We start from the raw sequence: 18,421 nt of genomic DNA, 5'->3' as shown, positions 1-18,421 counted from the left end.
CAGACCAGGGCCGGTACGGGTGTCACTCGCCGGGTCGGACCGCCGCGGTGTCGGCGACGTCGATGCGGACGTCGCCGTCCTCGGCACGGGAGACCTCGACCCGCGGGTCGGCGTCGTGCTCGTCGGATCCGGACATGCGGCGGAACGTGTCCTGTCGGCGTTCCTCGAACGTCATGTCGACGCCGTCGTCGAGGTGGTCGTGGTCGGGCTTCGTCATGCCGTGCACGGTACGCGGCAGCGGCTGCGGGTGATCACGCGACCGGCGCCGTGCCGGTCCGCTCCGTCCAGTGCCCACCCCTTGCCCACCGGTCGAGCACGGCCGCGCGCAACCGACCGGACGGCGCCGCGGACCGCGCGGTCGCCAGCGGCACCCCGAAGACGAACTTCGCGACGCTGGCGTCCCCCTCGGTCGCGTCGTGCTCCCCCGGCGGGACGAGACGGAAGCGCCGGGCGAAGCGCACGAGGTTGGCATCGGGGCCGAGCGCGGCGGGCAGCCCCGGGTCGAGCATCCAGGAGCGGCACTGCCACCGGTCGGCAGCGAGCTGCGGTGCGAAGCCGCGCAGGACCTCGGGTGCGCGGGCGAACGAGCGGTCGCAGGCCACCGGGTCGAGCGGCCCGGTCTCCGGCACGTGCACGCCCCAGGCCGGCGTGCCGTCCGCCAGGTGGTCGCCGAGTTCGAACTGGAGGCGCCCCACGGCCACCACGCGCCCGGTCACCACGGCGACGAGCCACTCCACCCCGGTGCCGTGCAGTCCGTAGCGCGCGAGCTTGCGGTCGACGTCGGCGACGGAGGCCTCGGCGAGCGCGCGCGGGAGGCCCCGATCCGCGAGCGCGTCGGCGGTGTCCGGCACCGCGGCGCGGAGCGCCGCCACCAGCAGCGCGTCCCGCTCCGCGGGCCGGGCGTCGGCGACGGTGGCGGCCAGTGCGGCCGCCACCGTCGCGGAGTCGTCCGGTGACCCCACGGCGGCGGCGAGGACCGTGACGGACGCGGGGCGGGCCTCCAGGCCGGGGGTCGCGGTGGTCACTTCAGACCGGACGACGCGAGCCCGTCCATCACCCGACGCTGCAGCACGACGAACATGATGAGCACCGGCGCCATCGCCATCAGGCTGGCGGCCATCAGCACCGGGTAGTCGATCGTGCGGTCACTCGACAGCGTCGCGAGGCCGGCGGCGAGCGGCATGTCCTCGGCGCGGGTGGAGACCACGAGCGGCCAGAGCAGCTCGTTCCACGACCACAGCACGGTCGTGATCGCGAGCACGCTGATCGAGGGACGGGCCAGGGGCAGCATGATCCGCCAGAACGTCTGGAACGGGTTCGCGCCGTCCATCCGCGCTGCCTCTTCCAGCTCGGGCGGCATGTTCAGGAACGCGGTCCGCATCAGGAACGTGCCGAAGGCGCTGAACAGCCCGGGTGCGACGATCCCCATCAGGGTGTCGAGCCAGCCGAGCCCCTGCACGATCTGGTACTGCGAGATCAGGTAGACCTGCGAGGGCACGAGCAGGATCGACAGCACGATCGCGAGCAGGGCCGCCCGGCCGCGGAACCGCATCCGGGCGAAGGCGTACCCGGCGAGCGTGCAGAGGACGATCTGCGCGATCGTGCGGATGATCGTGACGTACACCGACGTGCCCAGCTGGCTGAGGAACGGCAGGCGTTCGAAGACCTGCGCGTAGTTCTGCCACTGCAGCTCCCCCGGCCAGAAGACCGGCGTGACGGACTGCACCTGCGCGTTCGTGGAGAGCGACATGATGATCTGCCACAGGAACGGGAAGGCCATCGCGAACCCGCCGATGCCGAGCACGACGTGGATCCACCAGTGGCTGCCGCCGCGACGGCCGGGCCGACGCGCGGTCCGAGGCGGTGTGACGGTGGCGGTCATCCCTGCACCCACTTCCGTTGGACGCGGAACTGCACGAGCGTGACGATGCCGATGAGCAGGAAGATCACCATCGCGATCGCGGCCGCGAAGCCCTTGTCGTTGTCGATGAACCCGGCGCTGTAGAAGTAGAAGACGAGCGACATCGTCTTCGGGATCACCGGGTTGGTGCTGCCGAGGATCGCGTACAGCAGGTCGAACAGCTGGAAGCTCGAGATCGTCGTGACGATCACCACGAAGAAGATGCTCGGGCTGAGCAACGGCACGGTCACCGAGCGGAACTGCCGCCACCGGCTCGCGCCGTCGAGCTCCGCGGCCTCGTAGAGCTCCGGCGGGATGTCCTTGAGCCCGGCGCCGAGGATGATCATCGAGAACCCGAGGGACGACCAGAGGCCGACCAGGCTCACCGCGATCAGCGCGAAGCCGGGGGTCGAGATCCAGTACGGGCCGTCGATGCCGAAGTTGCCGAGGAACCAGTTCACGATGCCGTAGTCGCCGTTGTACATGATGCGCCAGACCAGGGCGATCGCCGCGGGCATGGCGACGTACGGCAGGAAGAAGAGCACCCGGTAGAACTGCGCGAACCGCAGCCCCGGGGTGTTCAACAGGCTGGCGAGCCACACCGCGATCGGGATCCCGGCGAGGACGATCACGGTGTAGATCACCGTGTTGAGCAGCGACTGGTACAGCTGCGGGTCACCGACGAGCCGGACGTAGTTGGCGACGCCGGTGAACGTGGCGCCCCCGAAGACACCCCAGCTGGTGAACGAGTACCAGAACGTCTGGATGATCGGCCAGATGTAGAAGGTGCCGACGCCGACGAGCAACGGGAGCACGAAGAGCCACGGCCACCAGCCGTCGGTCCGTCGTGGCGCCCGGCCGCCGTCGGCTCGCGGCGCGGGGGCACCCCGCCCGGACGAACGTGTCGTCCGGGCGGGGGCGGCTGCGGCCGGGGGCCGCTCGGTGTTGATCGTCACGCGCGGGTCCTACTTTTCCTTGGCGAGGGCGGCGTCCATCTTCTGTGCGAGGTCCTCTGCCACCTGGTCGACGGGCTTCGACCCGTCGAAGGCACTCGGCAGCAGGGTGGTCTCGAGGGTGTTCCAGGCCGCGGTGTTCTTCGACACCGGCAGCGGCTTCGCGTAGTCCACCGCGTCGAGGAACACCTGCAGGTCGGCGTCGGGCATCGTCTTCGTGAAGGCGCTCTGCGTGCCCTCGTACGCCGGGATGACCGCGCCCATGTCGCCCTGCTGCTGCTGGGCCGTCTTGCCCGCGAGGTAGACCTGCAGCGCCTGGGCGGCGGCCTTGTCCTTGCTCGCCTCGGACACGACGTTCGAGACCCCGTGGATGACGGTCGCCTGCTCCTTGCCCTTGGGCAGCGGGTAGGCGACGACGTCCTTCTCGAGCTCGGTGCCGGTCAGCGCGGAGCGGAACCAGCTGCCGCCCTGGTACATCGCGAGCTTGCCCGAGGTGAACCACTGGTCGGCCGTGGTGTCGGTGAGCTGCTTGATCGAGGGCGATGCCCCCGAGTCGATCAGGTCGGTCCAGAACTGCAGGCCGTCCTCGGAGGCCTTCGTGGCGTACTCGGACTCGGTGCCGTCCGCGTTCACGACCGATCCCCCGGCCTGCAGGATCGTGTTGTAGTACGTCGTCTGGCCGTCCATGCCGCCGGCTGCCCCGTAGGCGCCCTTCGCCTTCAGCTTCTCGGACAGCTCGGCGCCGGTCTGCTGGAAGTCGTCCCACGTCCAGTCCTCGGACGGCAGGTCCATGCCGGCCTGCTCGAACAGCGACTTGTTCACCCAGACGCCGATGGTGTCGAAGTCCTTCGGCACGCCGTACTGGGTGTCGTCGTACGTGTACAGGTCGTTGAGCGCGCTCGAGTACTTCGACGCGTCGATGTCACCCGACTCGACCTCGCCGGTGATCGGCGCGAGCTTGCCGTTGGCCGCGTACAGCTGGAAGTTCGGGCCGTTCATCCAGAACAGGTCGGGCAGGGTGTTGCTCGAGCCCTGGGTCTGCAGCTTCGTCCAGTAGTTGGCGAACGGCGTGACGTCGACGCTCACCTTGATGTCCGGGTACTCCTCGTTGAAGCCCTTCAGGTTGGCCTTGATGGCCTTGACCTGGTTCTCGTCCCAGACGGCGTAGGTCAGGGACGCCTTGGTGTCCTTCGGCGCGGCCTCGTAGTCGCCGCCGGAGCCGGACGCGCCGGACGACGAGGAGCAGCCGGCCAGGAGCGCTGCCGCGCCGAGTGCGGCGACGGCGCCGAGGAGGACGCGGCGCACGCCGGTTCCTCGGGTGGGGATGTGTGCGGTCATCGGGGTGTCCTTTCGCACGGCCGTCAGGAACCGACGGTCTGGGCGAGATGCGGGGTGGAGGGGGTGGAGTGCGGGGCGTTCGACGTGAAGTGCGCGATGGTCTCGGCCGGCAGGGGCGGGACGTCGATGGGGACGGACCCGTTGCGGAGCGAGCGCGTGGCCAGCGCGCCGGCGGCGACCGCGGCACGGGCCGCGATCGGGGAGAGCTCCGACGGTTCGCCGAACGCGACGGACCGCAGGAACTCGGTCATGGTGAGCAGGTCGGCATCGGCGTGCCCGTCCTCGACGCCGTCGATCGGGTACTCGCGGTCCCCCGTGGTGTCCCAGCCGCGGCGGTGCGTCCAGACCTTCACGACGCCCCCACCGGTGTCGCCGATGTTCTCGAGGCGTCCCTCGGTACCGATGACGGTGTAGTTCCGCCAGTAGTCCGGGGTGAAGTGGCACTGCTCGTAGCTGGCCTGCACCCCGTTGTCGAGCGTCATCATCACCATCGAGACGTCCTCGACGTCGACGACGGGGTTCAGCCCGGTCTGGGCGAGCGGCGGCCAGTTGTCGTGGGAGAACCAGTCCCCCATGAGCTCGCCGCTGCGGTCGCGCCGGTCGGTGACGTCGCCGTAGACCGACAGCGAGCCCATCCCGACGACCCGGGCGGTGTCACCCCCGCCGAGCGCGTGGATGACGTCGAGGTCGTGGCTCGCCTTCTGCAGGAGCAGGGAGTTCACCTTGCTGCGGTCGGCGTGCCAGTCCTTGAAGTAGTAGTCACCACCGTTGCCGACGAAGTGCCGGCACCAGACGGCCTTGACCTGACCGATCTCGCCGCGGTCGACGATCTCGCGCATCAGGCGGACGACGGCGGCGTGCCGGAAGTTGTGCCCGACGTACAGCGGCGTCCCGGTCTCCGCCGCGGTGTTCAGGACGGCGTCGGCGTCCTCGACCGTGATGGCCAGCGGCTTCTCGAGGTAGACGGCGATGCCCGCGCGGAGCAGGTCGATCGCGATCTCGGCGTGGGTCCAGTCCGGCGTGGTGACGATGGCCGCGTCGACGTGACCGGTGAGGTCACGGTGGTGTTCGACCACCAGGGCGTCCGGGTACTCGTCGTGCCCGCGGTCCCGGCCGGCCGCGGTGACGTCGGCGACGGCCACGACCCGGGCCTGCAGCGACGGGTCGTCGGCGGTTGCCTCGGCCACGTGGCGGGCGATGGCGGACCGCTGGCCCATCCCGATCACCGCGACGCGGAGTCCTGCGTTGTCAGCGCCCATGCTCATCGCTCCCTTGCGTGAATGTGACGCCCATGATGCCGAATCGATCATGAATGCACAATAGGCGCTCACGGATCGCTCACGCATCCGTGCCGGGGAGGGTTTTACACGATCGAAACGTCCGGACCGTTCCGGGGTGGCCGCAGGGGGTGCTCAGTCGGCGACGACGAGCTCCACGCCGGCGCTGGCCAGGTCAGCGGCGAACGAGGCCGGCACCGGCTGGTCGGTGACCAGGACGTCGATGCGGTCGAGCGGGCAGATCCGGGCGAAGGTCGACCGTTCGATCTTGGTCGAGTCGGCGACCACGACGACGCGTCGTCCGACCGAGGCGAAGTGGCGGCTGACCTCGGCCTCGCCCTCGTGCATGGTGGTCGCGCCGTACTGGCCGGTGAGACCGTCGACGCCGAGCACCACGAGGTCGAGGGCGAACTCGTCGAGGGTGTCCCGGACGAGCGGCCCGACGAGCTCGTAGGACTGCCGCCGCGCCACTCCACCGGTGACCACGATCTTCACGTTGGCGCGGACGGACAGCTCGTACCCGACGTTCAGCGCGTTCGTCACGATCGTGATGCCGAACTCGCCGTCGGCGCGGATGAACCGCTCGCTCTTGCCGAGTTCACGCGCGACCTCGGTCGTGGTCGTCCCGCCGTTGAGGCCGACGGTCTCCCCCGGCTGCACCAGTCGGGCGGCCGCGCGGGCGATCGCCGTCTTCGCCTCGGCCTGCCGGGCGATCTTGTACTGCAGCGGGAGCTCGTACCCGGCCCCGAGTGCTGCCGCTCCCCCGTGCGTGCGCGTGACGAGCCGCTGGTCGGCGAGGGTCGCGAGGTCACGGCGAGCCGTCGCGGCGGAGATCCCGAGCAGCTCCCCGATCTCGGCGATCGACACGTTGCCGCGTTCGCTCACCAGTTCGAGCAGGGCGTTCAGCCGCTGTTGGGGGGTCATGACGGTCATCCTACGGCGTCACCACCGTCGCCCGGTGATCGGAAATGACGTTTTCCCCTTCCCTTGCGCACAATCGCTCGCTACGCTTCCTGATCATCGATCACCCGGATCGATCCGGACCCGGAAGGCTCCCATGACCGACACCTTCGTGAGCGCTGAACTGGCCTCGCAGCCGGAGACCTGGCGTGCAGCCGCCGCGCTCCTGCCGACCTTCGCCGACGCGCTCCCCCAGCCGGGCGAACGCGTGGCAGTGATCGGCTGCGGCACGAGCTGGTTCATCGCCATGAGCTACGCCGTCGCCCGTGAGCAGGCGGGCCTCGGTGTGACCGATGCCTTCGCCGGATCCGAGTACCCCGCGTCCCGCGAGTACGACCGCGTGCTCATGATCAGCCGCTCGGGCACGACGACCGAGATCGTCGACCTGCTGCAGGCCCTGCCGTCGCAGCGGACCGTCCTGATCACGGCCGTCGCCGACAGCCCTGCCGCGGCCGTCGCCGACCAGGTGGTCGCCCTGCCCTTCGCCGACGAGCGCTCGGTCGTCCAGACCCGCTTCGCCACCACGACGCTCGCACTGCTGCGGGCGTCCATCGGTGACGACGTCGACGCGCTCGCAGCCCAGGCCGAGACCGCGCTGACGGTGCCGATCGACGACCTGCTCGACGCCGAGCAGGTCTCGTTCGTCGGTCGTGGGGCCGCCGTCGGCCTGACGTTCGAAGCCGCCCTCAAGACGCGTGAGGCCGCGCAGTTCTGGGCTGAGTCCTACCCGGCGATGGACTACCGGCACGGTCCCATCGCGATCGCCCAGCCCGGACGGCTCGTCTGGTCGCTCGGCACCGCACCCGACGGCCTGGCCGCCGAGGTCGCCGCCACCGGCGCCCGATTCGTCCAGCACGACCTCGACCCGATCGCCGGACTCGTCGTGGTGCACCGGTTCGCCGTCGCCCTGGCCGAGGGACGCGGGCTCGACCCGGACAACCCCCGGTCGCTCACCCGGTCGGTCATCCTCACCTGATGGGTGGCGCAGGCGCGGTGCTCGGGGTCGACGTCGGCGGCACGGGCATCAAGACCCGGCTGACGACCGCCGACGGACTCGTCCTCGACGAGACCCGGGTGCCGACGCCGCGCGACGACCCGGGCGCCGCGCGCCTCGCCGCCGTCGTCGCCGGGCTGGCCGCACAGGCCACGCGACGGGCGCCGCTCGAAGCCATCGGGCTGGTGACCCCCGGCGTCGTCGACGAGACCCGCGGCACCGTGGACCTGTCCGTCAACCTCGGGTGGCGCGACGTCCCGGTGCGTGACCTCGTCCGCGCCGAGCTCCTGCAGCAGGGGATCGACGTCCCGATCGCCTTCGGCCACGACGTCCGCGCCGGGGCCCTGGCCGAGGTCCGGGCCGGTGACCCGGCGCTCTCGCGGGGGTCGGTCTCGTTCGTGCCGGTCGGCACCGGGCTCGCGAGCGCCCTGGTGGTCGACGGCACCGTCGTGTCCGGCGGTGGCTGGGCGGGGGAGATCGGGCAGGTCCGCATCCAGACCGGTCCGCACGCGGGCCACCGCGTCGAGGAGATCGCGTCCGCCGGGGGAGTCGCACGTCGTTCCGGGGCACCCTCCGCGCACGCCGCCATGCTCCTGGTCCGCCAGGGCGACCCGGCAGCCCGTGCGGTCTGGGACGACTGCGTCGCGGTCCTGGCCGATGCGGTCGCCTGGACCACCGCGGTCGCCGGGAACCACACGGTCATCGTCGGCGGGGGACTCGCCGAGTCGGGCCCGCTGCTGATCGACCCGCTGCGCGACGCCGTCACGGAGCGTCTGCAGGGCGTCCGTGTCCCCGTCATCGTGCCCGCCCGGCACGGCGACGCAGCCGGCGCCATCGGTGCGGGGATCCTCGCACGCGCGCTGCTCGAGACCGAGACCGGAGTCCTGCTGTGACGACCCTCGTCCGAGCTCATCGCATCGTCACGGCCCAGGCGGACCTGCACGACGGCTGGCTCGTCATCGGTGACGACGACACCGTGCTGGCGACCGGCACCGGGGCCCCGATGCGCACGGACACCGCCGTCACCGTCGACGGCGCGATCGTGCCCGGGTTCGTCGACCTCCACGCCCACGGGGCACTCGGGCACGACTTCGCCGGGTGCTCCGCCGAGGACGCCCGTGCCGCCGCTGGGCACCACAGGTCGCGGGGCACGACCACCCTGGTCGGGTCCATCGCCACGGGCGAGCGCGCGGACACCGTGGCGGCCCTCACCCGGCTCCGGCCGCTCGTCGCGGACGGCACGCTCGCCGGACTGCACCTGGAGGGGCCGTGGCTCGCGCCGGCTCGTCGCGGGGCGCACCGCGTCGACCTGCTGCACGCCCCGCACCCCGCCGAGGTCGACGCCTACTGCGACGCCGCCGGTGGCGCCCTGCGGATCGTCACCCTCGCGCCGGAGCTCCCGGGTGCACTCGACGCCGTCGCCCGCTTCGCCGAAGCCGGGGTCGTCGTCGCCATCGGCCACACCGACGCCACCGCCGAGCAGACCCGCCGCGCGGTCGACGCCGGAGCCTCGCTCGTCACCCACCTGTTCAACGGGATGCCCCCGCTGCACCACCGCGCACCCGGGCCGGTCGGGGTCGCGCTCTCCGACGACCGTGTGCTGCTCGAGTGCATCGTCGACGGCCACCACTTGGACCCGGTCGCCGTCGACATCGTCCAGCGCAGCGCTCCGGGCCGGATGGTCCTGGTCTCCGACGCCATGGCGGCGACGGGCTGCCCCGACGGGGCGTACACGGTGGCCGGATCGGCGGTGACCGTCCGCGACGGGCTCGCCGTGCTCGCCGACGGTTCGTCGCTGGCGGGCAGCACGATCACGGTCGCCGACGCCGTCCGCCGCCTGCTCGGCGCCGGGACCGACCTGCCCGAGGTCGTCGCGGCGTCCGCGGGGCGTGCGGCACGCCTGCTCGGGGCACCTGCACCGCTCAGCGTGGGCGCCCCCGCCGACCTGGTCGTGCTCGACCCGGAGCGCGGCAGCGTCCGAACCCTGCCGACGGCGGTGGTCGCGTGATCCTCGTCGTCACCCCGAACCCGGCCGTCGACGTGACCTACCGGGTCGCCGAACAGCGCATCGGCGAGACCCAGCGCGTGCTCGAGGTCCAGCGGCGTCCCGGCGGCAAGGGCCTGAACGTCGGGCGGGTCCTCGCCGCCACCGGTGTCCCGACCCACGCCGTGCTGCCCCTCGGCGGCGACGGCGGGCACTGGATCGCCCATGCCCTCGACGACCTCGGGCTCGTCCACACCGACGTCGCTGTCCGTGGCGAGACCCGCACGACCGTCACGGTGGTGGACGACCTCGCGCACCCGACGATGTTCGGCGAGCCCGGACCCGTGCTCAGCCCCGACGAGTGGGACACGGTCACCGCCGCGGTCGAGACACTGCTCGACGGCGATGTCGGCGATACGCGCGGTACCGCTGATGCCCCGCCCGCGGCTGCCCTGGTCGTGTCGGGCTCCCTGCCCCGCGACACCGACCCGGCGGTCGTCGCCCGCTGGGTCATCGCCGCACGCCACCGCGGTGTGCTCTCCGTGGTCGACTGCTCGGGCACCGCGCTGCTGGCTGCCGCCTCGGCCGGGGCGACGGTCTGCAAGCCCAACCGCGAGGAACTGCTCGAGGCCACGGGCACCGACGACGAGCGCTCGGGGGCACTCCGGCTCCTCGGACTCGGCGCGACGGTCGTCGTGGTGTCCCGCGGATCCGACGGCATCGCCGCCCACACCGCCGAGTACGTGCTCGAGGTGCCGGCCGTCCCCGGGGTCTCCGGCAACCCGACCGGCGCCGGGGACGCAGCCACCGCCGGGCTCGTCGGTGTCCTGGTCGATGTCCTCGTCGGTGCTGGTCTCCCCGGGCCTGACGGCAGCGTCCCGGCCCCCGACGACGCCACCCTGCTCCGAGCCCTGCGGTCCGCCGCCGCACACGGGGCCGCCGCCGTCCTCCAGCCGGTGGCCGGCGCGGTCGACCCGGCAGACGTCCAACGATTCCTGTCCACCCCGCCTGCTCCCGCCCACGACCGAACGAGGACCCCCGCATGATCACCGACCTCGCCCTCACCGGCCTGCTCGACACCGCCCGCACGGCACGCCGCGGGGTCGGCGCGTTCAACGTGGTGCTGCTCGAGCACGCCGAGGCGATCGTCTCCGGCGCCGAGCTGGCCGGTCTGCCGGTGATCCTGCAGATCAGCGAGAACTGCGTCCGGTACCACGGCGGCCTCGCGCCGATCACGACCGCAACCCAGGCGGTCGCACGGGCCGCCGACGTCGAGGTCCTCGTGCACCTCGACCACATCGAGGACCCGGAGCTGGTGGCGGCCGGCGTCGAGCTGGGCGTCGATTCGGTCATGTACGACGGTTCGCACCTGGACTTCGCCGCCAACGTGGCCGCGACCCGCGAGCTCGCCGCTCGGTGTCACGCCGCGGGCGTCGCGATCGAGGCCGAGCTCGGCGAGGTCGGCGGCAAGGACGGCGTGCACGCGCCCGGCGTCCGGACCGATCCGACCGACGCCGCCGCGTTCGTGGCCGACACCGGGGTCGATGCCCTGGCGGTCGCGGTGGGGACCTCGCACGCGATGCAGACCCGCGAGGCGTCGGTGGACCGTGACCTGGTCGAGCGCCTCCGTGCCGCGGTGCCGGTGCCGCTCGTGCTGCACGGGTCCTCCGGCCTGTCCGACGACGAACTCCGTGGCGCCGTGCACGCGGGGATGACGAAGATCAACATCTCGACGCACCTGAACGGCCTGTTCACCCGTGCGCTCCGCACCGTGCTCGACGAGCGGCCGGACGTCGTCGACCCGCGCAAGTACGTGTCGGCGGGCCGGGACGCCATCGCCACCGAGACGGCACGGCTGCTGACGCTCCTGCACGCCTGACGCGCGAGCGGGCGCGGGCGCGCTGGCGCTCAGCAGAGCGGGACGTTCACCGCGAGCCCGCCCATCGCGGTCTCCTTGTACTTCGACGACATGTCCGCCCCGGTCTGCCGCATCGTCTCGACGACCTGGTCGAGCGACACGTGGTGCACCCCGTCGCCCCGCAGGGCCATCCGGGCGGCGTTGATCGCCTTGTTCGCCGCGATCGCGTTCCGCTCGATGCACGGGATCTGCACCAGGCCGCCGATCGGGTCGCAGGTCAGCCCGAGGTTGTGCTCCATCGCGATCTCGGCGGCGTTCTCGACCTGCTCCGGGGTGCCCCCGAGGACCTCGGCGAGCCCCGCAGCGGCCATCGACGCCGCGGATCCGACCTCGCCCTGGCAGCCGACCTCGGCGCCGGAGATCGACGCCCGTTCCTTGTAGATCGACCCGATCGCCCCGGCGGTGAGCAGGAACCGCACGACGGCGTCGTCGCGTTCGGCGGCGGGGGCCTCGGCGACCGTGGGCACGTAGGTGAGCGCGTAGTACAGGACCGCGGGGATGATGCCGGCTGCGCCGTTCGTCGGGGCGGTGACGACACGGCCGCCGGTGGCGTTCTCCTCGTTGACCGCCATGGCGACGAGGTTCACCCACTCCATCGCGAAGAGCGGGTCGTGGTCGGGGTCCTCGCGGGTGAGCTGTTCGTGCCAGGTGGCGGCGCGACGGCGGACGTCGAGTCCCCCGGGCAGGCACCCGCCCCGGCGGACGGATCGGTCGACGCACGACTCCATCACGCCGTGGATCCCCAGCAGGCCGGACCGGATCTCGACGTCCGTCCGGGTGACGGCCTCGTTCGCCAGGGCGACGCCGCTGATCGGCAGGCCGGAACCGGCACACGCGGCGAGCAGCTCCGCGCCGCTCGAGAACGGGTACGGCACGGCGTCGTCGACCGGGATCGCGGCACCGGCGACGGCAGCGGATGCGTCGGCCGCGGGCTCGGCTGCCTCGTCCCGTGCGATGAACCCACCACCGATCGAGTAGTAGGTCTCGTCCGCCAGATCGGCACCGGCGGCGTCACGGGCGCGCAGCCGCATGGCGTTCGGGTGCCGGGGCAGCATCGTCAGGGGGTGCAGGACGATGTCGGCGAGGCGGAACGGCACGGTCGCACCGCCGTCGAGCCGCAGGACACCGTCGCGTTCCAGGGTGTCGAGCGCGAGGACCATGGCATCGGGGTCGACGGTCTCCGGGTGCGACCCCATGAGCCCGGCGACGACGGCACCGAGCGTGCCGTGGCCCTGCCCGGTCGACGCGAGGGACCCGTACAGGTCGACCACCACGGACGCGACGGGCAGGCCACGGACGAGCGTGGCGAACTCGGCACCGGCCCGCATCGGGCCGACGGTGTGCGAGCTCGAGGGGCCGACACCGACGCTGAACAGATCGAAGACGGAGACCGGCACGCCGCCACACTAACCCGTCCGGACGGACCGGTGCTCAGCGCCGCCGACCGCCCTCGGGCGGCATCACGAACCACAGCACGACGTACGCGATCCACAGCGGCCCGGGGAAGAAGCTCAGGATGACCCAGACGACCCGGACCAGGGTGCGGGACAGGTTGAAGCGGTCGGCGAGACCGGCGCAGACGCCGGCCAGCAGACGACCGTTGCGGGGACGGGAGAGTGTGCTCATACCGACGACGCTACGCAACGCCGCCCGTCGAGCGCATCCGGGACGCACCCCGAGCGTGGTGGGGGAAACCCCCGGACCGGCCCTGAGCAGCCCCGGGGTCAGGGGATGAGGACGATCTTGCCGCGGGTGTGGCCCTGCTCGAGCTCCTCGAAGGCGTCCTGCACACGATCGAGCGGGTAGGTCGCGGCGATCGGCACCTCGATGGCGCCGTTCGCGACCTCGAGAGCGAGCGCCCCGAGGATCTCCGGGTCGGCGGTGTCCGCGCTGCCCGAGGCCTTCGCTCCGACCTCGGCGGCCTCGTCGAACGCGATGATCGTCTCGATGCGGTCGACCGGCACCCCGAGGGCGATGCCGAGCCGGACGTACTCGGCGCCGTGGGTGTCGATCACGGCGTCGATGCCGTTCGTCGCGAGTTCGGTGATGCGCTCCTGCAGCCCGTCGCCGTACGCGACCGGCCGTGCACGCTTGGAACGGAGCCACTCGTGGTTCGCCTCGGAGGCGACGGCGATGACGTCGATGCCCTCGTTCGCGAGCAGCTGGGTGACGAAGCCGCCGACCCCGCCGGCGGCGCCGGACACGACGACGGTCTCGCCCGGACGCGGGTCGACCGCACGCACGGCTGCGGCCGCGGTGGTCGCGATGACGTCGAGGCCACCCGCCACGGTCCAGTCGAGCAGGCGTGGCTTCTGGACGACCTGGACGGCCGGCACGGAGACGTACTCGGCCTGGCTCGCGCGGTCCCACGACCAGCCGATGACCTCTTCGCCCTCGTCGACGCCGTCGACCTCGGCCCCGACGGCCACCACGATGCCGGCGAAGTCGGTGCCCTGCCCGGACGGCAGGTCACCGCCGAACGCCCCCTGGCGGATGGCCGACTCACCGGGGTTGATGCCTGCGGCGCGGACGCGGACGAGCACCCGCCCGGGCGTCACCTCGGGAACGGGCACCTCGGCGACGTGCAGGACCGATCGGTCACCCCACTCGTCGAAGCGGACAGCGCGCATGGTCTCCGGGATCTCAGTCATCGGGACCGACGCTACCCCGGAGCGCGGTACCCGGTCTGCGTGGACCGCTCCATCCCTGCGAGGACGCGAAAGCGAGAGGGTGCGAGACTGGGGGCATGCCCATCCTGAACAAGGACATGCAGGTCTGCATGTCGCTGGCCGCGCGACCGAGCAACATCGGCACCCGGTTCCACAACTACCTGTACGACGAGCTCGGCCTCAACTTCCTGTACAAGGCGTTCACCACGACCGATCTGCCCGGCGCCGTCGCCGGCATCCGTGCGCTCGGGATCCGCGGTTGCTCGGTGTCGATGCCCTTCAAGGAGGCGATCATCCCGCTGGTCGACCACATCGAGGACTCCGCCGCCGCGATCCAGTCGGTCAACACGGTCGTGAACGACGACGGCGTGCTCACGGCGTCGAACACCGACTACGAGGCGATCGCCGCCCTGCTCGGGTCGCACCAGGTCGACCCGGCTTCGCGGGTGCTGCTCCGCGGCTCGGGTGGCATGGCCAAGGCCGTCACGGCGGCGTTCCGCGGCGCCGGCTTCGACCGGTTGACGGTCGTCGCCCGCAACGAGCAGACCGGCCCGGCCCTGGCATCGCAGTACGGCTACGAGTGGGTCGCCGACGAGCGCGAGGCGGGGGAGACCGACCTGGTCGTCAACGTCACCCCGCTCGGCATGCGCGGCGACCAGCAGGACGCACTCGCCTTCGCGCCGGAACGGATCGAGGCGGCGCACACCGTCTTCGACGTGGTCGCGTTCCCGTCGGAGACCCCGCTCGTGCGGGCGGGCCGCGACGCCGGCAAGCACGTCATCACCGGCGCCGAGGTCATCGCCCTGCAGGCGGCCCGTCAGTTCGAGCGGTACACGGGCGTCGCCCTGACCGACGACCAGGTGGCGCGGGCCAGCGAGTTCTCGCGCGCCGAGTAGTCGACGCCCCCACAGGGCGGACGGGAGGCCCGTAGCGGCGCCGCCACGGGCCTCCCGTCCGTCTCGTGGGACGTCTCAGGCGTTCGCCGCGCGCCCGACGGCCACCCACTCGAGGCGGCGGAGCGTCTCTCGGTTGCGGATCCAGATGAGCGGCTGCATGAGGAAGTCGGGCACGTACGAACCCGGCCCGGCCACCGCGTTCTCGGTGATCGTGACCTTGCTGCCGTGCCGGTGCGGTTCGACGGTCAGCTCGACGCGGGCCTCGCCGATGGGCCAGCCCTTCGGCTGGATGACCATGCGGTGCGGCGGCTCCCACACCAGCGACGTCGTGACGTCGTTGATGACGATCGGCCACGCGCCGAACGAGTGGTGCAGGTGGGTACCGACCTGCGGCCAACCGGACTCCTCCTTGCGCATGCGCGAGGCGCCGACCACCCAGGTCGTGTAGAGCCATCCGTCGCCGAGCACGTCGAAGACGGCTTCGGGGCGGCAGTGCAGGATGCGGACGTTCTTCGCCATGGTGATCAGCCTTCCGGGGTGAGGTCGACGTCCTCGAGCAGGCCGAAGGTGTGCCGGAGGGCGCTCTTCGCCGCGTGCCAGCCGGCCATGCCGTGCACGCCGGGGCCGGGCGCGGAGGACTCGGAGCACAGGTACATGCCGCCGCCCATCCGCCACGGGTCGCTGGACAGGACGGGGCGCTTGACGAGCTGCCAGAAGCTCGCAGCACCGGCGGCGATGTCGCCACCGACGTAGTTCGGGTTGTACTCGCCCATCTGCACGGCGGTACGGGAGCTCGACGACAGGATCGTGTCACGGAACCCCGGCGCGAACCGCTCGATCTGACGGGTGACGGCCTCGGTCGGGTCGACGTCCGACCCCGCCGGGACGTGCGCGTAGGCCCAGAAGACGTGCTTGCCCTTCGGGGCGCGGGTCGGGTCCACCACGGTCGGCTCCGCACCGAGCACGTACGGGCGCTCGGCGTGCTGCCCGTTCGCGACGGCACGTTCAGCGGCCGCGATCTCCTGGCGGGTCCCGCCGATGTGCACGGTCCCGGCCTTCCGCAGCGACTCGTTGGTCCACGGCACCGGGTCGGACAGCGCGAAGTCGACCTTCGCCGCCGCGTTGCCGAACCGGAAGCGTCGCAGTGCACCGCGCCTCGGGGTCGGGATCTGCTTGCCCGCGATCCGGAGCATGCCCGGCACGCTGGTGTCGAACAGCACCGCCTTCGCCGGGGTGAGGTCACCGAGCGACCGGACCTCCTGCCCGGTGACGATGCGGCCGCCGTGCGCGACGAGGTCCGCGGCGAGCGCGTCGACGATCGCCTGGCTGCCACCGATCGGCACCGGCCAGCCGCGGGCGTGCGCGTACGAGCCGAGCGACAGGGCAGCCGCCGCGGTGGACAGGGACGGCAGGTGCTGGATCGAGTGCGCGGCGACGCCGGACACCATCGCCGGTGCGGCCTCGCCGCGGAAACGCAGGTTCCACGCCGCGGTGCCCTGCTCGAGCGCCCGCAGACCGAAGCGCAGGACCGTCAGGGGGTGCCGCGGCACGTGCAGCAGCGCGTCGGTCGCGAAGTCGGCGACCTGGTCCGCGTTCTCCGCCAGCGGGGCCATCAGCTGCTTGAAGGCCGGCCCGTCCACCCCGAGCTCGGCGGCGGTGCGGTCGAGGTCCTGGTAGGCGATGCCGGCGCGCCCACCGTCGAGCGGGTGGCCGTACTGCACCTCGGGCAGGCGGAGCTCGATGCGCTCCTCCATCCGGAACAGCCGGAAGAACTCGGACTGCAGGGCCATCGGGTGCACGGCGGAGCAGACGTCGTGCAGGAAGCCGGGCAGGGTGAGCTCGGCCGTTCGGGCGCCCCCGCCGATCGTGTCGTTCCGTTCGACGACCTCGACCGACAGTCCGGCGCGTGCGAGCGTCACCGCTGCCGCGAGCCCGTTCGGTCCCGCTCCGACGACCACCGCATCAACCATGCACCGAGCCTAGGGACTCGTGACTGCGTGTGGTGTCGGTCAGATCACCGAGGCGCCTGTCGACACCGCCACTCGCTTCCGAGCCAGGACGTCGTCGATACGGTGCGCACCGGCGATGAACGTCGCTGCGTCGGGGTCGATCGCTCCGGCGATCGCGACGATGTCGTCGCGGATGGCCGCCAACGGCGCGTTGTGGATGGGTTCGTGGTGGGCGAGCCGGTTCCGGAATCTCCGCACGGCATCGAGTCGTCGGTGCAGCTGCTTGCGTCGGACCGTCCCCAGGCCGGGGAACGCGTGCACGAGCCGCGGCTGCCAGAGCGTCGTCTCGTAGCTCCAGATCGGGTTTCGGGGGATCCCCGCATCGGTGAGGCCGACCCAGAAGCCGAAGCTCGTCGCGGCGACCACCTGATCCGGTTCGGGATCGGTGAAGCCCCGTCGTCGCAGGGTTCGAGTTGCGTCGTCGACCGCCCGGCGTTCGCGGTCCAGCAGGTGGACAGCGGCGTTGTTCCACCAGTCGTCACGACGGCCCCGGCGGAGCTCGTCGTGAAGAGCATTCCGGACGAACACTTCGAGGCAACCGACGGGACCCCAGAACGCTGACGCGATCTCTGAGTTCCAGGCGTAGAGCCGCGCGGCGAGGTCGGTACGGCCGTCGTAGCGGGCCGCGTACCGGTCGAAGCGCGCTGCGCTGAGCAGCCTCGGGAGCGCCTGCAGCGTGGCTGGATCGATCATCGCGCCCCTCGTCGCACCCCTTCGAGACAGCAATCGCCCCAGGAGTCCGGCGAGCCGAATGGTCCTGGGGCGTTACTCGATGAGCCTATCGAAGACGGGCCGGTATATCAAGTACCGGTCAGGTGCGCGAGGTGTCGGGGTCGGCCGGGTCCGACTCGTCCTGGTCACCATCGGCGTCGTCGGGCTCGTCGGCGTCGACCGGGGTCGATCCGACGGGGTGCTCGGCGAGCAACTCGGCGAAGTCCTCGTCGAGCATCTGCTGCAGCCGGTCGTCACGGCCGATCTCGTAGTCGTCGGCCGGACGCTGGGCCCACCCGAGCCGTCCGACGACGGTGGTGCCGATGTCGTCCCAGGCGCGGGCCCGCGCGGCGAGCACGATGCCGTCGACGAAGTGCTGGTCGTCGCGCCGCTTGTCGAGCATGGTGGCGAGCTGCTCGTACGTGGCCTCGCGCATCCGGAGCTTCAGGTCGTCGCCCCGCCGGTAGTCGTGCTGGTGGCGGGAACGGCCCTTCTGCTTGCTCGAGGTGGAGCGGATCTCCCGCATGCGTGCGGCGTCGCCCCGCTCTTCCTCGGCCATGCGGTGGAGTTCCTCGCGCGTGGCCTCGGCGATGAGCGCGTGGTCGAAGTACCCCTGGTCACGCAGGGCGTTCGTGATGATGCGGTTGGCCACCGCGATGGTGACGGCGGCCTTCGCGATGAGGAAGCCCTCGTCGACCGCCCGCTTCAGTTCGACCTGGCTGATGGGTCGATCGCGCACGTCGTGGTTGCGTCGTCCGAACAAGGCCATGCTCCGACGATACCGGCGACCGGTGTCGGTCGGCCTGCACGAG

At 71.8% G+C, this 18,421-nt stretch carries 20 protein-coding genes; 6 read left to right on the top strand and 14 right to left on the bottom strand.

The features are described 5' to 3' along the window. Nucleotides 1-22 precede the first annotated feature (22 nt). The 7 genes from QRN49_RS07745 to QRN49_RS07715 all read right to left on the bottom strand — a co-directional run bounded on the left by QRN49_RS07745 (nt 23) and on the right by QRN49_RS07715 (nt 6,392). A complete protein-coding gene (locus QRN49_RS07745; protein ID WP_017887924.1) occupies nt 23-217 on the bottom strand; it encodes a hypothetical protein in 195 nt (64 codons plus the stop codon). 34 nt (nt 218-251) lie between these two features. Continuing rightward, nucleotides 252-1,025 (bottom strand): hypothetical protein, encoded by a 774-nt coding sequence (locus QRN49_RS07740; RefSeq protein WP_284755009.1) that lies wholly within the window; start codon nt 1,023-1,025, stop codon nt 252-254. Next, the gene (locus tag QRN49_RS07735) at nt 1,022-1,882 is read right to left on the bottom strand and encodes a carbohydrate ABC transporter permease (RefSeq protein WP_181433258.1); all 861 of its coding nucleotides are present in this window, start codon (nt 1,880-1,882) and stop codon (nt 1,022-1,024) included. The genes QRN49_RS07740 and QRN49_RS07735 overlap by 4 nt, the downstream gene beginning before the upstream one ends. Then, nucleotides 1,879-2,856, bottom strand: coding sequence for a carbohydrate ABC transporter permease (locus tag QRN49_RS07730; RefSeq protein ID WP_111028912.1), 978 nt, complete (start codon nt 2,854-2,856; stop codon nt 1,879-1,881). Before QRN49_RS07730 ends, QRN49_RS07735 begins: the two co-directional genes overlap by 4 nt. 9 nt (nt 2,857-2,865) lie before the next feature. Then, on the bottom strand, nt 2,866-4,191 hold the full coding sequence (locus QRN49_RS07725; RefSeq protein ID WP_284755005.1) for an ABC transporter substrate-binding protein: 1,326 nt from the start codon (nt 4,189-4,191) through the stop codon (nt 2,866-2,868). Between the two features lie 23 nt (nt 4,192-4,214). Then, entirely contained in the window at nt 4,215-5,456 is a 1,242-nt protein-coding gene (locus tag QRN49_RS07720; RefSeq protein ID WP_284755003.1) for a Gfo/Idh/MocA family protein, read from the bottom strand. 147 nt (nt 5,457-5,603) lie between these two features. After that, entirely contained in the window at nt 5,604-6,392 is a 789-nt protein-coding gene (locus tag QRN49_RS07715) for a DeoR/GlpR family DNA-binding transcription regulator (protein ID WP_027466817.1), read from the bottom strand. A gap of 133 nt (nt 6,393-6,525) precedes the next feature. Between QRN49_RS07715 and QRN49_RS07710 the strand changes: the two genes are divergently transcribed. Genes QRN49_RS07710 through QRN49_RS07690 form a run of 5 tightly spaced genes read left to right on the top strand, consistent with a single transcriptional unit; the run spans nt 6,526 to nt 11,285 of the window. Continuing rightward, entirely contained in the window at nt 6,526-7,404 is an 879-nt protein-coding gene (locus QRN49_RS07710) for an SIS domain-containing protein (RefSeq protein WP_152377033.1), read from the top strand. Beyond that, nucleotides 7,404-8,315, top strand: a complete 912-nt coding sequence (locus tag QRN49_RS07705; RefSeq protein ID WP_284755000.1) for an ROK family protein — start codon at nt 7,404-7,406, stop codon at nt 8,313-8,315. The genes QRN49_RS07710 and QRN49_RS07705 overlap by 1 nt, the downstream gene beginning before the upstream one ends. Continuing rightward, entirely contained in the window at nt 8,312-9,430 is a 1,119-nt protein-coding gene (nagA, locus tag QRN49_RS07700) for an N-acetylglucosamine-6-phosphate deacetylase (protein WP_284754998.1), read from the top strand. The genes QRN49_RS07705 and nagA overlap by 4 nt, the downstream gene beginning before the upstream one ends. Beyond that, the gene (locus QRN49_RS07695) at nt 9,427-10,452 is read left to right on the top strand and encodes a 1-phosphofructokinase family hexose kinase (RefSeq protein WP_284754996.1); all 1,026 of its coding nucleotides are present in this window, start codon (nt 9,427-9,429) and stop codon (nt 10,450-10,452) included. The genes nagA and QRN49_RS07695 overlap by 4 nt, the downstream gene beginning before the upstream one ends. Further along, nucleotides 10,449-11,285 (top strand): class II fructose-bisphosphate aldolase, encoded by an 837-nt coding sequence (locus QRN49_RS07690; protein ID WP_111045820.1) that lies wholly within the window; start codon nt 10,449-10,451, stop codon nt 11,283-11,285. The genes QRN49_RS07695 and QRN49_RS07690 overlap by 4 nt, the downstream gene beginning before the upstream one ends. A 29-nt stretch (nt 11,286-11,314) precedes the next feature. Here the strand turns inward: QRN49_RS07690 and QRN49_RS07685 are convergent, their stop codons facing one another. The 3 genes from QRN49_RS07685 to QRN49_RS07675 form a co-directional block, all read right to left on the bottom strand. After that, nucleotides 11,315-12,721 (bottom strand): L-serine ammonia-lyase, encoded by a 1,407-nt coding sequence (locus QRN49_RS07685; RefSeq protein WP_284754993.1) that lies wholly within the window; start codon nt 12,719-12,721, stop codon nt 11,315-11,317. 34 nt (nt 12,722-12,755) lie between these two features. Further along, nucleotides 12,756-12,950, bottom strand: coding sequence for a PspC domain-containing protein (locus QRN49_RS07680; RefSeq protein WP_027466823.1), 195 nt, complete (start codon nt 12,948-12,950; stop codon nt 12,756-12,758). 98 nt (nt 12,951-13,048) lie between these two features. Then, on the bottom strand, nt 13,049-13,975 hold the full coding sequence (locus tag QRN49_RS07675; RefSeq protein ID WP_071406237.1) for an NADP-dependent oxidoreductase: 927 nt from the start codon (nt 13,973-13,975) through the stop codon (nt 13,049-13,051). A 95-nt stretch (nt 13,976-14,070) separates the two neighbouring features. Here QRN49_RS07675 and QRN49_RS07670 point away from each other — a divergent pair, with 95 nt between their 5' ends. After that, a complete protein-coding gene (locus QRN49_RS07670) occupies nt 14,071-14,889 on the top strand; it encodes a shikimate 5-dehydrogenase (RefSeq protein WP_194653201.1) in 819 nt (272 codons plus the stop codon). 75 nt (nt 14,890-14,964) lie between these two features. Here the strand turns inward: QRN49_RS07670 and QRN49_RS07665 are convergent, their stop codons facing one another. The 4 genes from QRN49_RS07665 to QRN49_RS07650 form a co-directional block, all read right to left on the bottom strand. After that, nucleotides 14,965-15,408: an SRPBCC family protein gene (locus tag QRN49_RS07665; RefSeq protein ID WP_027466826.1), complete on the bottom strand. Its 444-nt coding sequence runs from the start codon at nt 15,406-15,408 to the stop codon at nt 14,965-14,967. Between the two features lie 5 nt (nt 15,409-15,413). After that, nucleotides 15,414-16,859, bottom strand: coding sequence for a phytoene desaturase family protein (locus QRN49_RS07660; RefSeq protein WP_284754988.1), 1,446 nt, complete (start codon nt 16,857-16,859; stop codon nt 15,414-15,416). A 39-nt stretch (nt 16,860-16,898) separates the two neighbouring features. Then, nucleotides 16,899-17,591 carry a hypothetical protein gene (locus QRN49_RS07655; RefSeq protein ID WP_284754987.1) on the bottom strand — a complete coding sequence of 231 codons (693 nt, stop codon included), beginning with the start codon at nt 17,589-17,591 and terminating at the stop codon, nt 16,899-16,901. 118 nt (nt 17,592-17,709) lie between these two features. Beyond that, nucleotides 17,710-18,378, bottom strand: coding sequence for a hypothetical protein (locus QRN49_RS07650; RefSeq protein WP_111032176.1), 669 nt, complete (start codon nt 18,376-18,378; stop codon nt 17,710-17,712). Nucleotides 18,379-18,421: the final 43 nt, after the last annotated feature.

This window comes from Curtobacterium sp. ME-Dv--P-122a, from assembly GCF_030209645.1.
In the GTDB taxonomy this organism is placed as follows: domain Bacteria; phylum Actinomycetota; class Actinomycetes; order Actinomycetales; family Microbacteriaceae; genus Curtobacterium; species Curtobacterium flaccumfaciens.
This window is presented reverse-complemented; position numbering and strand designations above follow the sequence as displayed.

Bases quoted from the DNA above. Each gene is read 5' to 3' on its own strand.
- QRN49_RS07745 (WP_017887924.1), bottom strand. From the start codon at position 217: ATGACGAAGCCCGACCACGACCACCTCGACGACGGCGTCGACATGACG.
- QRN49_RS07735 (WP_181433258.1), bottom strand. From the start codon at position 1,882: ATGACCGCCACCGTCACACCGCCTCGGACCGCGCGTCGGCCCGGCCGT.
- QRN49_RS07725 (WP_284755005.1), bottom strand. From the start codon at position 4,191: ATGACCGCACACATCCCCACCCGAGGAACCGGCGTGCGCCGCGTCCTC.
- QRN49_RS07720 (WP_284755003.1), bottom strand. From the start codon at position 5,456: ATGAGCATGGGCGCTGACAACGCAGGACTCCGCGTCGCGGTGATCGGG.
- QRN49_RS07715 (WP_027466817.1), bottom strand. From the start codon at position 6,392: ATGACCCCCCAACAGCGGCTGAACGCCCTGCTCGAACTGGTGAGCGAA.
- QRN49_RS07710 (WP_152377033.1), top strand. From the start codon at position 6,526: ATGACCGACACCTTCGTGAGCGCTGAACTGGCCTCGCAGCCGGAGACC.
- QRN49_RS07705 (WP_284755000.1), top strand. From the start codon at position 7,404: ATGGGTGGCGCAGGCGCGGTGCTCGGGGTCGACGTCGGCGGCACGGGC.
- QRN49_RS07690 (WP_111045820.1), top strand. From the start codon at position 10,449: ATGATCACCGACCTCGCCCTCACCGGCCTGCTCGACACCGCCCGCACG.
- QRN49_RS07680 (WP_027466823.1), bottom strand. From the start codon at position 12,950: ATGAGCACACTCTCCCGTCCCCGCAACGGTCGTCTGCTGGCCGGCGTC.
- QRN49_RS07675 (WP_071406237.1), bottom strand. From the start codon at position 13,975: ATGACTGAGATCCCGGAGACCATGCGCGCTGTCCGCTTCGACGAGTGG.
- QRN49_RS07670 (WP_194653201.1), top strand. From the start codon at position 14,071: ATGCCCATCCTGAACAAGGACATGCAGGTCTGCATGTCGCTGGCCGCG.
- QRN49_RS07665 (WP_027466826.1), bottom strand. From the start codon at position 15,408: ATGGCGAAGAACGTCCGCATCCTGCACTGCCGCCCCGAAGCCGTCTTC.
- QRN49_RS07660 (WP_284754988.1), bottom strand. From the start codon at position 16,859: ATGGTTGATGCGGTGGTCGTCGGAGCGGGACCGAACGGGCTCGCGGCA.
- QRN49_RS07655 (WP_284754987.1), bottom strand. From the start codon at position 17,591: ATGATCGATCCAGCCACGCTGCAGGCGCTCCCGAGGCTGCTCAGCGCA.
- QRN49_RS07650 (WP_111032176.1), bottom strand. From the start codon at position 18,378: ATGGCCTTGTTCGGACGACGCAACCACGACGTGCGCGATCGACCCATC.